General features: G+C 33.4%; 13 protein-coding genes and 1 pseudogene. 5 read left to right on the plus strand and 9 right to left on the minus strand.

Going from position 1 to position 16698, the window contains the following annotated elements; translation table 11 throughout:
- Window positions 1-15: 15 nt before the first annotated feature.
- Genes TX86_RS05760 through TX86_RS05775 form a run of 4 tightly spaced genes read right to left on the minus strand, consistent with a single transcriptional unit; the run spans window position 16 to window position 6562 of the window.
- Window positions 16-3201: a hypothetical protein gene (locus tag TX86_RS05760; RefSeq protein WP_042347103.1), complete on the minus strand. Its 3186-nt coding sequence runs from the start codon at window positions 3199-3201 to the stop codon at window positions 16-18.
- Complete coding sequence (locus TX86_RS05765; RefSeq protein ID WP_042347104.1) at window positions 3198-4622, minus strand: glycosyltransferase family 2 protein; 1425 nt, start codon at window positions 4620-4622, stop codon at window positions 3198-3200. Before TX86_RS05765 ends, TX86_RS05760 begins: the two co-directional genes overlap by 4 nt.
- A 15-nt stretch (window positions 4623-4637) precedes the next feature.
- A complete protein-coding gene (locus TX86_RS05770; protein WP_042347105.1) occupies window positions 4638-5672 on the minus strand; it encodes a HEAT repeat domain-containing protein in 1035 nt (344 codons plus the stop codon).
- Window positions 5663-6562 carry a response regulator gene (locus TX86_RS05775; RefSeq protein WP_195892864.1) on the minus strand — a complete coding sequence of 300 codons (900 nt, stop codon included), beginning with the start codon at window positions 6560-6562 and terminating at the stop codon, window positions 5663-5665. Before TX86_RS05775 ends, TX86_RS05770 begins: the two co-directional genes overlap by 10 nt.
- 355 nt (window positions 6563-6917) lie before the next feature.
- On the opposite strand from TX86_RS05775, the gene TX86_RS05780 reads away from it, so the two are divergent.
- Window positions 6918-8978, plus strand: a complete 2061-nt coding sequence (locus TX86_RS05780) for an elongation factor G (RefSeq protein WP_042347108.1) — start codon at window positions 6918-6920, stop codon at window positions 8976-8978.
- Between the two features lie 386 nt (window positions 8979-9364).
- Window positions 9365-10348 (plus strand): ring-cleaving dioxygenase, encoded by a 984-nt coding sequence (locus TX86_RS05785; RefSeq protein WP_042347110.1) that lies wholly within the window; start codon window positions 9365-9367, stop codon window positions 10346-10348.
- Between the two features lie 231 nt (window positions 10349-10579).
- On the opposite strand, the gene TX86_RS05790 is transcribed toward TX86_RS05785, so the two are convergent.
- Both TX86_RS05790 and TX86_RS05795 read right to left on the minus strand, forming a co-directional pair.
- Window positions 10580-11452 carry a DMT family transporter gene (locus tag TX86_RS05790; protein ID WP_042347114.1) on the minus strand — a complete coding sequence of 291 codons (873 nt, stop codon included), beginning with the start codon at window positions 11450-11452 and terminating at the stop codon, window positions 10580-10582.
- A gap of 185 nt (window positions 11453-11637) precedes the next feature.
- Window positions 11638-12579, minus strand: coding sequence for a helix-turn-helix transcriptional regulator (locus tag TX86_RS05795; protein WP_042347116.1), 942 nt, complete (start codon window positions 12577-12579; stop codon window positions 11638-11640).
- A 116-nt stretch (window positions 12580-12695) separates the two neighbouring features.
- On the opposite strand from TX86_RS05795, the gene TX86_RS05800 reads away from it, so the two are divergent.
- Entirely contained in the window at window positions 12696-13226 is a 531-nt protein-coding gene (locus TX86_RS05800) for a dihydrofolate reductase family protein (RefSeq protein WP_042347118.1), read from the plus strand.
- Between the two features lie 65 nt (window positions 13227-13291).
- Here the strand turns inward: TX86_RS05800 and TX86_RS05805 are convergent, their stop codons facing one another.
- Complete coding sequence (locus tag TX86_RS05805) at window positions 13292-13789, minus strand: YozF family protein (protein ID WP_042347122.1); 498 nt, start codon at window positions 13787-13789, stop codon at window positions 13292-13294.
- A 178-nt stretch (window positions 13790-13967) separates the two neighbouring features.
- Between TX86_RS05805 and TX86_RS05810 the strand changes: the two genes are divergently transcribed.
- Complete coding sequence (locus TX86_RS05810; protein WP_439096841.1) at window positions 13968-14819, plus strand: aminoglycoside 6-adenylyltransferase; 852 nt, start codon at window positions 13968-13970, stop codon at window positions 14817-14819.
- Window positions 14820-14918: 99 nt separating this feature from the next.
- On the plus strand, window positions 14919-15491 hold the full coding sequence (locus TX86_RS05815; protein WP_042347126.1) for a dihydrofolate reductase family protein: 573 nt from the start codon (window positions 14919-14921) through the stop codon (window positions 15489-15491).
- A 159-nt stretch (window positions 15492-15650) separates the two neighbouring features.
- Here the strand turns inward: TX86_RS05815 and TX86_RS05820 are convergent, their stop codons facing one another.
- A complete protein-coding gene (locus TX86_RS05820) occupies window positions 15651-16073 on the minus strand; it encodes a VOC family protein (RefSeq protein WP_042347128.1) in 423 nt (140 codons plus the stop codon).
- 327 nt (window positions 16074-16400) lie between these two features.
- Window positions 16401-16698, minus strand: a pseudogene (locus TX86_RS05825) (hypothetical protein); the annotation flags it as partial.

The raw sequence follows: 16698 nt of genomic DNA on the forward strand, positions 1-16698 counted from the left end.
TTATATTGTCTTGTTTTAATCCTTCTCTTCCCACAACTTTTGAATAATATAGTACGATTGCTTCAACCGTTCTTGATATAAAGGTTCGTTCCAGTTATCCCATGTGTACCCTTTCATTGCTGAAAGCTGGTTGTTTTTTAGTGTTGGGAGGGAGTCTGTAATAGTTCCTTCTTCATTTTCGAATAAGATACCGATATTCAATTTTTCAATAAGTGTGCTTGCATTAAGACCATTCTCATAAAGGTCGCCAGTAAATTCTTTTTGGCTTGGATCTTTTGCTTGAATTAAAAGCCAAGGAATACGCAATTCAATTATTCCTTTTTCTTCATTAATATAGTAATCTGCTAATGAATCATAATCTTTTGATTCTGGATTGCTGTTTCCTTGTCTAAGCTTTCCTGTTTCAGTTGTTTTAAAATCATACGTGATGCCGGCTTCAGGATTATTATATTCCTTATCCAAAGCATATAGTATTGGTGTAAATACACCACTATTTTTCACAGGTAGTTTTTCTTTTGGAACTTCAGGTTTCTTATATTGATAGAAAAACATGTCATAGTATTGATCGACAAGAATATGTGATTTTTTTTCACTTAAATCGACTAGAAAATCAACGCCATTTGCAAAGGTGATGTTCTTATTATTAGAAATAAAATGATTCCCTTGATTTGGAACAGTGTCCAATAATAGTTTTGGAGCACCTTTACGTTTTGGATCGTAATCTAGACGAATATATAAATTTCTTTCATCGTGGTCAACGTATAGTTTTTTCAAATCTCCTTGCTTTTTTTCGTAAAGAGGAGGTGTAGACCAATCGTTGACGTTACCGTCAACTTGAATTTTGTTGCGATCAAAGCTTAACAGACCAAATTGTTGTTCATTTGTTTGTGCATTGGACCAAAACGGTCTTCTGTTAGGATTGTCATAATCCATTGTGTTCCATGTGCGTTTAAACCATTCATCCTGCCATGTGAAAACGAGTCCACCTATCATTTTTTCCTCGACTATATCTTCGTACATTTCACTAATGAGTTTTCCTTGCTCCTGTTCGGTCATAAAACCTTGGTTTTTCCCAAATTTATTTTCATGAGTTAAGCCTCGAGAGCTAGGAATACCAAACTCTGCAACTAATATTGGTAGACGATGAGCGTTATTTAATTCGTTTAGATAGCCAGCATAGCTGTTATATTTCCCTCTATGATCGATAAAGGATTGATACTTCTTGTCATAGTGCATAAAATCAGGATAATACGGATAAATATGATACGATGCGAATTGACCAGCTAAATCCATGTCATTTTTTGTGTAAATTACATTTGGGTTAACACTAACGATATCTTCTGAATCAGTTGCATCTGAGGGATGCTCTAAAATATCTGTAGTCGGCCAGTTCGTGAAGCTCATTGGTCTAATTGAATGGTAGGTTTTCATTTCATATTGAGCAAGAATATCCATTTGCATAGCAAGCCAGTGTTCAAATGGGTGTGCATTTTTTGTTTTAAAGAAATTTCCTTCATACTCACCGATATCTTTGTGGAGCTTATTTGTATTCTCGACCATTAAAGGATACCACTCAATCCCTAAAATCCAACCAATTACATACTCGGAAATATCTGATTGATAAATGCCCGAAGCGTGTCCTACCTTATCTTTCACAACGGCATTACCATGTATGACATCAGATATTGTTTTCATTTCATTTTGAAAATCTTTCATGTTTTTTTCTTCAAAGGCATCTAAAGATTCCTCTAAAAGTTCTTCGTTAATCCATACGCCATGTAATACATATATTTTATCTTTATGACTGTCATTATAGCGTTTTAATGCATTGTAAAATCCTGGTGGGTGAAGCGTGTAAACTCGAATTGTATTTGCATTCATATTGCCAATTTGCTCAAACCAACGATAATATTCGTCTTCTGTTATGGCAGCTTCACCAGGAAATACACCTGGTTTACCCATTCCAATATTGACTCCTTTTAACGTTAACTGAGTCCACTTACCATCCTTTAACACTTCAAACTTATTTTGATTAATTCGGGAATGAAGCTGAAGGTCATTAGCATATACTGGATCCTTTTGTTTCGTTTCTATTTGTTCGAATTCCTGTAGGATGGACTCCATCATTGGAAAATACGTTTTCCAATAAAACGCCTGATCTGAAAAGCTTTGGGCAACATTATAGATGTTCGGAAGCCCCTTTACTTTGTAAAAGAATGGTACATTAGATGTGTCATTATAATCCCCTGCAAAATAATAGCTTGTGGAAGGTGCCTGTTCATTTTTTAGTATTGCTGCAAATTGAAGTGGTATTTGGTGCTTCTGTAATAGTTTTTTACCTTCGTCAGTCAAATCCCATTCGTAATTTGCAAGTACCGTTGTTCCTGCTTTCGGAGTGACGATGTCAAACCAATACTGGTAATCTGGACTTTTGTTTAGCTTAAACTGCTTTTGACCCTCTTCTGTAAATGAAAGATGAATTCCTCTTTTTCCAAAATGAGGTTCCTTTTCTAATACGACAACTTGATAGTCAATATCATTCACCAATATAAAGCCTTCTCCGTTATAATCCCAGTTATCTCCAAAATCATCTAATATCCATTGTGGAATCTCAGAATTCTTTTTTGGGTTCAATTCGTTAAAATAACGACCTATCCACCCGCTCCATTCAAGTCCCAAATATTTTGTGACACGATCTCTTACGTCTTTAGATGTTGGAGAGGCGAATGTGTTAAATTCGGCAATAAGTAAGCTTTTTTTATTTTGAGTTAAACGACTTTCAATCGATTGCCATTCTTTCAATTCAAGTCCGCCGTATATTTTTGAAGAGCGGGAGCCTTCTCTTGGATGATTCATCCAAGGTAAGTCTTTCTTATATACACCGTAAGTGTCAGCTAAGTAAATCACATCATAATCATCAAAATTAGTTGGTAAATCTCGTACTGCATAAGTATTTGACTTTTCGTCAGGTACGAAGCCGAAATAATCAGTAGCAGCGTTAATTGTTGTTCCGTCTTTATTTGTGTATTTTAAATGTTTTAATAACCATGTTAGTCCTAAATGCTCTCGATAGCTTTCATTTGGAATAGTTTTGTCTATGATAGCAATCGGCAATTTTTTTTCCGGTTGCACTTGCCATAAAATAAATGGTAATGCTAAAGCAGAGATTAAGACTAGGCATAAAGCATATATCTTCTTCATTTTGATATTCCTTCCTTAGAAAGCCCTTTTCGTTTTATCTTTCCCCAGTCATTCCTTCCAAGGAAGAACCGAATCATACCTTCAAATCTAAAAAAGAGGGTGAGTGGCTTATACCAAAAAATTTCAGTGAAGGATATGAGAATGATTTTTGTTAAATCTCCTATTTTAGGATATACATTCATTGTCCATGCCTCTAATAAAATCGAAGCGACTGAAAAAACGGAGCCATATATTATAAATAACAAAATTAGTAGAAATGAAAATTCGTAGTAGATACTACCAAGAAAAAAGGCAATGATAATGTAAATGTAACCTATTAATTCAACAATTGGACCGAGACATTCAACGAGCCAAAAATAAGGAAAGGAGATCATACCGATTGCTCCGTATTTTGGATTCAGCGTCATTCTTTTATGCTTCCAAAGGCTTTCGATGAGTCCTTGATGCCATCTTCTTCGTTGTGTTCTTAAGTCTTTTAAACTATGAGGTGTTTCAGTCCAACAATCAGGATCAGCAACAAATTCTATTCGTTTGTTTAATTTTTTTTCCTTTATGTACCGATGTAAATGGACAACTAGCTCCATATCCTCACCAATAATATTTCTGCCATAGCCTCCAACTTCAATTACATATTTTTTTGAAAAAACACTAAAAGCTCCTGAAATGATTAATACTAAATTAAACTTACTTAATGCAATACGTCCCATTAAAAATGCACGTAAATACTCGACAATTTGCATTAAAATAAGACTGTTTTTTGGTAGTCCATTGCCCAAAACTGATCCTAACTGAACATCAAGTCCGTTTGCGATTCGAACATTACCGCCAGCAGCGATGATTTCTCCATCCGACATAATAATAGGTTTCATTACCCGTAACAATGAATTTGCATCTAAGATCGAATCTCCATCAATTGAGCAAAAATAAGGGTGTTTTGATAGATTAATACCTGCATTTAATGCATCGGCCTTTCCTCCATTTTCTTTGTCAATTAAAAATAAATGGGGATGAATCGTAGATTGATATATTTGCTTAATTGGTTCTGTTTTAATTTGGATCCTTACGACTTTATGAATTGGTCTCATTTTAAAATGTTTGATTACTCTGTCCTGTGTTCCGTCTGTTGAGCCATCATTTACTATAATTAGTTCTGTTTGCGGATAACGGAGGCTTAATAAGGAATGGATACTATCAATTATGCCAACTTCTTCATTATAAGCAGGAACAATAATGGAAACGGGTTTTGAAAACATTGTATCAATGTATTCATCGTCTTGTTCATTAACGTTTAGATTGCGAATTTTTTTAAATTGTATCAATGCAATTATTAACATGGTGCTATAGGTTAGAATGACAGAAGTCATATAAATGAAGATGATCCATCCTAAAACAATCATAATGGTCTCAAATATACTATTCATTACGTTTACCATCCTCTATCTGTTTAATACTTCTTTTGCAATATCAATAGCATATTGGTCGGTGGATGTTATTATGATATTTTGCAAAATTTCCTTTCCACCTTTGTTATTCATTATGGTATTGGCTGCTTGATATCGAACCCACCAAGACTGGTCATGTACCATTTCTTCAAGATATGGACGTGCTTGTTTTAATGGGAAATGCTCGAATAATTTCCCTGCCATTAATCGTTCTTCCCAGTTTGGTGATTTAACAAAACGAAGATATTTATGAGGATCTGTTATTATTCCTATTTCATAAATTGCTTTTAACGAACGGATTCTTATTTCTAAATTTTCATGCTCTAGCAAGCTCTCTAAGAAGGGAAGAAAATCGAGGTTTCGTTTTAAACCTATCGAATCTATCAGGGAATATTGCTTGTCTAGGTCTAATATGTTTTGTTGTTCAATTAGCTTTTGCATGATCCAATCATCATTATTTAGTAACAGTTTTTTTAGTTCATAGTCAGATAAATTATCTACTTCTGCAAGCTTTTTTAAAAAAATCTTTGGAGCAAAAAGCGCATAAATTTTTAGTAATTGAAAGCGTTCCTCTTTCGATAATTTTCGTTTTTCAAGTTTGTAGCATTCTTCTATTAAATGATCCATATGAAAATCGGCAATTCGATACAATGCAATCATTCGATGGCTCCAGCTCCTGCTCTTAAGCAGTTTAGTATAGTAGTTTGTTAAATACTCATTAGAAAATTGTTTGATTTTGTTCTGTACAGTAGAATCAGTAAAATTACGAACATATGTAAGAAAAATTTCCTCTATTCCCTGGATCTCAAAATCCTTTTTTGGGATTAAGGTGATTGGAAAATCGGTTTCATTTTTCAAATATTGGTACCATTCGTGCTGTTTCTTTTCTATATATTTCTTCTTTTTGTTTTGCTGACTTGTATACTTAATATGTTTACAGCTCAAATAAGCATATAGGGATACAAGTATAATTGAAAAGACAAAAATTATTATTAGTAGTAATTCTATTGAGATGTCAATTAGAACCATAATCGTTCCAACACTCTTTTCATCTGAGCTTCAAATATACGGATATTGAAAGGCTTTATCAAATATTCGTCAACGCCACTTTCAAAAGCATGAATCATATCTTGCTCGGATTTTCTTTTTGTCATCATAAAAATGATGAACTTATTATGATTTGGAAGTTCTCTAATTCTATGTACAACTTCAAGACCATTTTTTCGAGGTAAAATATCATTTACCAAAATAATGTGTGTATGACTCGTATGATACCAGTCTGACTGCAAAAATTCATAGCCATCGCGGAATATTTTAATATCTAATAGAAAATGATTAATTGGAAGGTTATCCAGTGTAGTATAAAGGGCTTGAGAAAAGATTTCATTTTCTTCAAGAATGCTAAACTTTATGTGCTCAATTTTTCGTTCTTTAAATTGAGAAGTAAAAGTAATTGACTTATCCAAGCTATTTGATAGTAACTGTCGACTTGTTTTTATCACTTCATCAAAGGTAGCATCACTATTGTTAATTTCAGCAACGCTTGCTAATATTGAAAAATCGTATTTTATGAATAGTGGGTTCGTCTTGTTTTGTATATCCGATTGTACGCGGTTGATAAAAGCGATAGCTTCTTTTTCACCACTTTGTGTTAAAATGATGCACCACTCAAAAGGATTTGCTAATTGGCAAATCACATCGGATTGTCGAATTTTTGATTGTAAAAATGCACCCATTTCTTCTTCAATTTGAAGATAGTCGTTTTCATTTAGAAATTCATGGTTTCGAAGGGTCAATATAGTGGCTGTTATTGGTGATCTTGAACGTCCTACATTTGCAGTTAATACCTTAAAAAAGGTAGCTAGTTGCTGTTCGCCAAGAAAACCATGAGGAAAAGTCAATTGATTTTGAATGTTCAAAGATGTATTCATCCACTTTTCTGTCCTTTCTTGTAAAATATGTATATATAATTCGAAAGTAAATTATACTACCATATGAATAAGACTTAAATGAGAAGTTTTGGTAACAATAAAGTTGTTTTGACGCTGATGTTGGGATAAGTCCAAAACGCAGATTTAAATAAGATTAAGGCAACCTAAAATGCAAAAAATATTTTTATTTATATGAAAATTATAATAATTAATATGTTAAAATAATAATATATTCTTCTTTGTAGAATATAGCAATGTAGAATATAGCAATTTATCTAGTTGGATCTACTTTTTATTGCGTTACAAAATTCAAATGTTTGGTCAATAGGAAGGATGATTTAGTATGAGTAAAGAAGTCAGAAATATCGTATTATTGGGTCATCAAGGCTGTGGAAAGACAATGACAGCTGAAGCTTTAATGTATATTTCACGTAATACTACTAGATTGGGTTACATAGAAGAAGGAAATACAATAAGTGATTATGGAGTCGAAGAAAAGAATCGTAAAATATCTATTCAAACTTCTTTAATTCCCTTATTGTATCAAAACTATAAAATTAACATATTAGATGCTCCTGGTTATTTAGAATTTGAAAGTGAAAGAATACAAGCGTTAGAAGCTGCTGATGCTGCTTTCATTTCAGTGAGTGCTCGTTCTGGCATAAAAGTTGGTACGGAAAGAAGTTTTGAAGCAGCAAAAGCAAAAGGAGTTCCAACTACTTTTTTAATTAATAAAATTGATAAAGACAATAGTAATTTTGAAAGAGTTTATAATGGGCTCAGAGAAAAATTCGGATATAATGTAGTTGCGTTACAAATACCGGTTGTACGAGATAATTGGGTCGAAGGTGTAATTGATCTTTTACATGGAACGTATTCTGTATATGATTTTATGAAAAATGAAAGCGTTATCAAGGACATTCCAAGTGATTATGAACAATACTATCATGAGTCACTAGAAACATTAATGGAAACAATTTCAGAATCTAGTGAAGAGTATTTAGTAGAATACTTAGACAAAGGTTTCTTAACAAAAGATGAAATGGTCGTTGGGCTGAAAAAAGGAATAAATGAAGGTGAAATATATCCTGTATTGTGCACTTCTGCACAAACAGGTAAAGGCATTCAACTACTATTAGATTATATTTGTGAATCAATGCCATCACCGTTTGAAAGAACATTTTATTATGTAGATAGCGCCGGTAACGAAAATATTGGAACCTTGTCTGAAGATGAAAGTGAGACAACAGCCCTGGTATTCAAAACAGTAGCCGACCCATTTGTTGGTAAGCTTTCTTTTGTAAAAGTGTTACAAGGTTCATTAAGGGTGAATTCAAATCTATATAATTCTATTAAGAATAAAGAAGAGAAGATTAATAGTTTATACTTTGTTCGAGGTAAGGAGCAAAAAGCTTTTGATGTTATCGAGACAGGGGATATAGGGGTTATTGCCAAATTACAATACTCCAATACAAATGATACATTATGTGATAAAAGCTCTCCTATTCGAATAATACATCAAAGCTTTGAATTGCCAACTCTTGAAAGGGTAGTAGTTGTAACCAAAAAAGGAGACGAAGATAAAGTTTTAAGTGCCCTTACAAAAATACAAGAGGAAGATCCAGCAATTATTGTTTATCGAGATGATGAGTTTTTAGAATTACGAATTATTGGTATGGGTGAAACACATTTAGAGATTATTAAAAGTAAACTTCTAAATAAGTTTGATATTGAAATGGATTACAAGTTACCTAATATACCATATCGTGAAGCAATAAAGGGTAGAGCCGATGTACAGGGAAGATACAAAAAACAAAGCGGTGGTCATGGTCAGTTTGGAGATGTGAAAATCATTTTTGAACCAAGAACAGATGATTGTGATGAATTATTATTTATAAATAAAGTAGTAGGTGGAGCAGTCCCTAGAAATTACATTCCTGCTGTTGAGAAAGGCTTATTAGAAGCAATGGATACAGGTGTGTTAGCAGGATTTCCACTCATTCGTTTACAAGCAACATTATATGATGGATCATATCATGCAGTTGATAGCTCAGAATATGCCTTTAAAGTAGCGGCGAGTTTAGCTTATAAACAAGGAATAGCACTTGCGAATCCATGTATACTAGAGCCTATTATGAAAGTTGAAATGGAGATACCTTCCGAATATATCGGTGATGTAGTTAGCGAGCTAACCAGAAAACGAGGTCGAATTTTAGGTATGGAAGATGATACAGGTATTGAATTTGTTACAGCAGAAGTACCGCAAGTAGAATTGTTAAGCTTTACAACTGAGCTTAAATCATTAACAGGTGCTAGAGGTAGATTTACGCAGAAATTTGCACGATATGAAGAGTTATCACATGAATTAGAGGAGAAATTAATTCGTGAATTAGAGTTAATCTAACTATGTTGGAGATGAGGGGGCTATCTCAAAAATGATTAAACATTTTGTGGGATAGCCTATTTACGTTTTTTAGATGCTTCGTAATTGTTTATATTTTCATCTACTAAATGAAGTTTCTGTGAAAAAACACTGATTAATACCTCATGAGCACTCCTTATTATGCGTTTATGTATTATCAATCAAATCAGTTGACAAGGAAAGTGATTTTATGGTAAATTTATCTCGAATTAAAGATAATTTAATTAGAAGTACTTTAATAAAAGAATTAGAAAAAAATTTTTTATATAATTATCTCGAAATGAAGATAATTAAAACTGAAGTAAACAGTTTATCGCAAAATACATTTTGAAAAAATATGTTTGCAAGACAAGTGGGAGGACAATAAAATGAATCATTTAAAAGGTATTCATCATGTTACAGCTATTACAAGTAGTGCTGAAAAAAACTACGAGTTTTTTACGTATGTGTTAGGGATGCGATTAGTAAAGAAAACAGTAAATCAAGATGATATTCAAACATATCATTTATTCTTTGCAGATGATAAAGGTAGTGCAGGAACAGATATGACGTTTTTTGATTTTCCTAATATTCCAAAAGGAGTACATGGAACAAACGAGATTGCTAAAACGTCGTTTCGTGTACCAACAGATGATGCACTGGAATATTGGGTAAAACGTTTTAACAGACTGGAAGTCAAGCACACAGGCATACAAGAACAATTTGGGAAAAAGACGTTATCATTTGTAGATTTTGATGATCAACAATATCAATTAATTTCAGATGAGAAAAATTTAGGCGTAGTATCTGGTACACCGTGGCAAAAGGGGCCAATTCCATTAGAATATGCGATTACAGGTTTAGGGCCAATTTTTGTTCGTATTGCAGATTTCAATTTCTTTAAGCAAGTACTTGAAAAAGTCATGTTATTTAAAGAAATCGATGTAGATGGTTCTTATCATTTATTCGAAGTTGGTGAAGGGGGAAATGGTGCACAAGTTATTGTTGAACATAATACAGTGCTACCAATTGCAAGACAAGGCTATGGAACCGTTCATCATGCTGCATTCCGAGTAGCAGATCGAGCAGTATTAGATGAATGGACAGCTCGTCTTGAAGAATTTGGCTTCCCAACATCAGGATATGTAGATCGCCATTTCTTTGAATCACTTTATGCTCGTGTTGCACCTCAAATATTATTTGAGTGGGCAACTGATGGACCGGGATTTATGGGTGATGAGCCATATGAAACAGTAGGTGAGAAGCTTTCACTACCACCATTTTTAGAGGCGCAACGTGAATATATTGAACAAATTGTACGACCAATTGATACAGTTAGAAGTACAAGAGAATTCGAGAAAGAGTATGAATAAGAAATGAAGGGTCTATCTGAAAAGTGATTTCTATTCACTTCTCAGATAGACCCATTTTTTGCAGGAATAATTAAGTTTATCCCATTCAAACTAGTGCTAAGACTCCTACTTCAACAAGGCAGTGAAGGCACATAGACGATTAAGTGGGAGATCAAGCACCAGTAAGAACTAAGGTTGGTTCAACTAATAATCGGTAGGGGATGAAGGCCCCCCACCGATTAAAGTTTCACTTTATTCTTCTCGGATAACTAAGAGTACTCCGATGAAAATCAAAAATGTTCCAATCCAAAAAGTAAAGCCTAATTGCTCATCTAATAATAACCAACCTAAAAAAGTACCGACTATCGGCTGGAAAAAGAAAAATATACCTCCACTTGAAGCGTTAAGTAATTGGAGTCCACGATTCCATAGTATAAATCCACATGCTGTTGAAATGACTCCTAAGTATAGTAAACCACCGAAAATAGATGGATGCATCATAGCTTGAAAATCCAATTCAGGTAATCGAATTACTGTAATCGGTGTTAATAAGACAATTGCTACAATAATGGCATAGCTTGTAACAACAATTTGTGAATAGTGCTTCGGAACACGTTTAATGAGAACTGACATAAGCGACCATGTTAATGCTGCAATAAGGAGTGATAAACCACCAAGTTGCATGGATGAATCAACATGTGCATTTCCAACGATTATCAAGACGCCACATGTTGCTAAAAGGATTGAAAAAGCTTTTTTTAGCGTGATTTTTTCTTTTAAAATGAAACGAGCAAAGACGACAATAAATGCTGGAGTCGTTGCGGTAATAATTGCACCTAATTGAGCTGTCGCTAGCATGGTACCAATTTCTTGAGTAACGATTGAAATAGTATTACCAATAAACCCAATCATAATAATTAATAGCCAATCACGTTTCTGAATTCGCCATGACTGTTTTGTAACAACACCAATAACAAGTAAGGCGATAATGGCAATACAATAGCGGAGCCATACTAATTCTAGAGGTGGTACAACGTCTACAACAACTTTCACCACAACATACATTCCGCCCCAAATACTTGCTGCAAGTGATAAATATAATGAACCTAATAAGGTTTTTCTCATTCTTATACCCTCCGTTTTATCTAGACAATTCCTGCCCTTAACGGAGATGTAGTTATTTCACCGTTAAGGGAGAATAACTACAGGTACATCGTTTTCAAATAGCGGTGACCGCATCATCAGCTATCAACTCACTTTCAGAATATTTATTTAATAATATACTAAATTTATAATGATGAGTACTATTTTTAGTTCAATTCGTTATACATAGTTAAAATCTCTTTAGCTTGTAGACATAAACCATCTATTAATTCCTTAGGTTCTACAATTTTTGCATGAATGCCTAGTCTAGAAAAGAGAGGTGTTATAAAACCTAGTTCACCTTTGTCGATGATTGAATTAATATAACCTGTTCCATCTTCATTAGTAATTACAATACCATCAAAACTAGGAACGCTTTTACATTGGCGTACTCCTTCACTTGTTAATTGCACGTGTAATCGTATGGGATTTTTAACTTCATTAAAGCCTAACCATTCTTCTAAATTCATGAAATGATCATCATTCTTTTCTGTTGATAATATGGAGAGGATGCGATCCACACGATATAGTAATATTTTTTGCTTGGTATAATCATACGCAGGTAAATACCATAGTCCATCATGAGCATATACACCGATTGGACGAATATGTTTTGTTGTTATTCCAGATTTTGATTCATATTGGATGTGGAGATTACTATTTGCAATCGAAGCTTCTAGAACATCCTGTAATAGAGGTGTAGCGATGGTTCTTTTAGGATTCCAAAAAGTGATATAAGAGCGTATTTTATCGATTTTTGATTTCGCATCATTTTGTAGGGAACTGTATAGTTTTTGTGATACAGAATTTATTTCTGAATTGAAGGGAAGGTCTCGATAGTAGTTTAAAGATTGGAAAGCAAAGAATATCGAAACAGCTTCCTCTTCAGTAAATAAAATGGGAGATAGCATACTATTTGTTAATACTGTATAACCACCATTTCTTCCTTGCTCAGCATAAATCGGTAAACCCATGTCGCTTAAATCTAATATATATCGATGAACAGTTCGAACAGATATATTAAATTCATCCGCTATCTCTTGTGCTGTAAATTTTCTTTTGGCGCTAGCATACATAAGAATATCTAGTAGGCGTTTTGCTTTCGTCATATTTATCACCTTTTTATTTTAATCATGTCATTACTTGTCATGTTTAAAAGTTAGTATAATGTTTATCATATGTTTTTTTCAATATGAGATATGCTATAAGAAAAAGGAGATTTAATATGACTCGTGAAGTTATTTTATATATTGCAACAAGTTTAGATGGTTTTATTGCTACAGAGGATGATAATTTACAATGGTTGGATGAAACAGAAGGTGAAGGAGATGCTGGCTATTTAGATATGCTAAATACCATTGATACGATAATCATGGGAAAAAGAACATATGATTATGTAATGGCACATGTAGATGAATTTCCATACTCAGATAAAAAATGTTATGTCTTTACTACTTCTGAAAAAGGCTCAAATGAACATGTAGAGTTTGTTAATGAAAATGTTGTAGAATTTACAAACACCCTGAAGCAGCAAGAAGGAGCGAAAATCTGGATGGTTGGAGGTGCGGGTATACTCGATGATTTTATGAAAGAAAATTTAATTGATGAGTATATCATTACTGTGAGCCCACATATATTAGGGTCGGGTATTCCATTATTTAAAGAAAATAATCCTAAAATCGATTTGTATTTAGAAAGCACAACACGTTATGGTCAATTTGTGCAAATGCATTATAAGGTGAAAACAAAGAATTAAAGTTGAGTATTCATAGTATTTCTAAAGTAGACCTATTCACATGAATGAATAGGTCTACGATGTTCTCATTGTGATTTGGAAGAGAAGATAAAACTTTCTTTTAAATGCTTACCTTCGTGCTCTTTTAAGGTCCAGATAATCTCAACTTCTAATTCTGTTGATTTTTCGGCAAGAAGAAAATTAGAAAATGTGTACGGGAATCCATCAATTAATTCTTTTGCTAAAGCAAGCGTTTCTTCAAAGTGTCCTTGAGTACATGCTCTTTCATCTTGGCAGCCGAATAAGGCGTATTTGGCAGAAGAGTTGGGTTTGTTTCCAAATATATTAATTTCTGCTGATAATACTTCTTCACCGATATTATCTATTTTCAATGAATAGGTATGGAATTTTCCGTTTGGAGGTTTTGCTAAATTTTCAACTTGTTCAGCTTTTTCAATAGTTACTGACCATTGTTTTGAGCTTTGGCTGATGGGTAATGTATTAAATGTTAATGCCTTCGATTCTTCAGCTATGGATAATTGGAAAAGAAGAATTAGTAGGTAAATAGTTAATTTCTTTTTCATATTTGTACTCTCATTCGGTATAGTTTATATTTATTTTTCTCTATTTAAGTTGAATTATTCTTTTGCGGTTTAGATGGTTGAAAAAGGAACATGACATAGTTTTTAATAATTAATGACAGTGGTTATTTAAATAATTGGGTTGGTTATAAGGAGGGATATTGTGCGTTCCGAAAAAGAAATGATGAATTTAGTACTACGTGTTGCCAAAGAAGATGAAAGAGTCAGAGCTGTTGGAATGAATGGTTCTAGGACAAATATGAATGTACCAAAAGATCCTTTTCAAGATTTTGATATTGTATATCTCGTGAATGATATGCAGTCCTTTACTGACGATCCAAATTGGATTGATGTTTTTGGTGAGAGAATCATCATGCAGACACCAGAGAATATGGCAATGTTTCCTCCTGAATTAGGCGGTCGATTTTCTTATCTGATGCTGTTTGCTGATGGAAATCGTATTGATTTACTATTAATTCCTTTAGAAGAAAAGGAGGTTTATTGCCATGAAGATGGACTGACTGTTCTTTTGTTAGATAAGGATAAACAGTTGCCAACTATTCCTGCTCCATCGGATGAGGAATATTGGGTAAAGCGACCTTCGGCTGCTTTCTTTGATGACTGTTGCAATGAATTTTGGTGGGTTTCTACTTATATAGTGAAGGGGTTATGGAGACAAGAAATCTTATATGCTCTCGATCATTTTAATATGGTTAGGTCCATGTTAGTTAAAATGTTAGAATGGAAAGTTGGTATTGATACTAATTTTTCATTAAGCGTAGGTAAAAATGGGAAGTTTTTGAAGAATCATGTTAATCAGGAATTGTGGGAAAGACTTATGGGAACATATCCTACTGGAGACTATGAATCCGTTTGGCGTTCTTTGTTTATAATGACAGATTTATTTGAGGAAGTTGCAATAGAAGTAGGCAATTATTTTGACTATAAATACCCAATTGAAGAAGCAGACAAGGTAAAGAAATATCATTTACATGTTCAAGCACTTCCATCAGGTGCAGAAGCAATTTATTAGTTGTTATTTGTGGTGATAGGTAGGTTAGATTATTTGCTTAAGAAAGGCTGTCTCTTCTTTCTATAATAAGAATACAGCCTTAGAAAATGGAGAAGAACTATGTCGGAAAACGTAAAACAGAGAAGAATAATTTTAGATTTAGCAGTTACTTTAGATGGTTTTATTGAAGGTAAAAATGGCGAAATCGATTGGTGCATTATGGACCCTGAAATAGGATTCACTAATTTCTTAAATCAAATTGATACTATTTTATATGGTAGAAAAAGCTATGATTTATGGGGACAATATAAGCCGAAAACTAATGACTCGGATACCGAAAAAGAAATTTGGAGAGTGATTCATAGTAAAAAGAAATATGTGTTTTCTAGAAAACAAAATGAAACTGAGAATCAAACCATATTTATAAATAATAATATCCTTGAAGAAGTAAATAAAATAAAGAATAAACCTGGTAAAGACATCTGGCTATATGGCGGAGCAAGTCTCATTACAACTTTTATTAATTTAGGGCTTGTTGATGAATTTAGATTATCTATTCACCCTGTTGTTTTGGGAGAAGGAAAACCGTTGTTTATTGATATAAAACAGAGGCTGAATTTAACAATGGTTAAAACAAGAACTCTCTCTTCGGGCGTTGTGCAACTAATCTATCATTGGAATGGTAATAAATAATTAGGTTATTATAGTAAGAAAAGGGCGGTCATAAAGTTGATTGAAATAACTTTATGACCGCCCTTTTTCACACAAACAACCATAATTACAAACTTAATTTATCGAGAATTCGCTCAATATTAAAAGGATTACTAATAGACGGTGCTAGTTTTTCTAGTATTATATAACCTCATCACTAAGATTGAATTGCCATTCAATACCGAATTGATCCTTTAAGGAACCATAGCATTTACTCCATTCCGTTTCTTGAAGTTCCATTATGACTGAGCCGCCTGTTTGTAATTGTTGAAAATAATGTTTTAGTTTGTCTAAATCGTTAAGGACAATAGCTAGACTAATATTATTTCCAACGGTAAAAGGCGTGCCAGGAAATGTATCTGAAAACATCACCGTACTTCCACAAATAGTTAGTCGTGTATGCATTACATAATCCTTTGCTTCTTCTGGGAGAGGATAATTTGGATCTGTAGCCATTTCCCCAAATGTTAGAATTTTCGGCTTTTCTGTTTCAAATACTTTTGAATAAAAAGTTACTGCCTCACGTGTGTTACCGTTAAAATTTAAATATGGGTGTATTGCCATAGTAAAACCTCTCATTCTAAATTTGTTTTTTACTATTGATTCACGATTAATATACTAAATATTGGTGTGTTTATCACTATTATTGTCAAAAAATACCTTTGTATTCCAACAATAATGATAGTGAAAGTACTTTGAGGCTAAATGAATACTATTGAGAGCTGTTTTATGAGTAAGCTTGCTAAATCATAAGAAAAAGAGTGCAAATCTTCAAGAAATAGATTTAGCACTCTTTATTACATGTTAATGATGAACTGTACATTTTGCAGGTGAAGTGAAAATGCAAACTCTACTTTTTATCTCCTTTAACTCAACAAAAATATTACATTATTATACGCACTGAACTACGTCAATTAATCTTGTATCTAAACCATAATAAATCCATCTACGGGAACGAGAATCCCAATAAAAGCCTCCAACTGAGTTTCTGCCTATGATTACTGGGAAAAACCAGAATGAGCCACCATTTCTTAGCCAAACATATGTTGGTCTAAAAAGACAAGGCCTGAGGACGATGGGTTCAACTAGAAAAGTGGCTCCTCCAGCTTGTTGTAATGGTTTAGGTGGAATCTGTTGAGGTGGTGGACCTTGTGGAGCTTGTATTCCACCACCACCTGGCATAGAAGGT

The sequence above is a fragment of the Bacillus massiliigorillae genome (genome assembly GCF_000380245.2).
GTDB lineage: Bacteria > Bacillota > Bacilli > Bacillales > DSM-1321 > Bacillus_AD > Bacillus_AD massiliigorillae.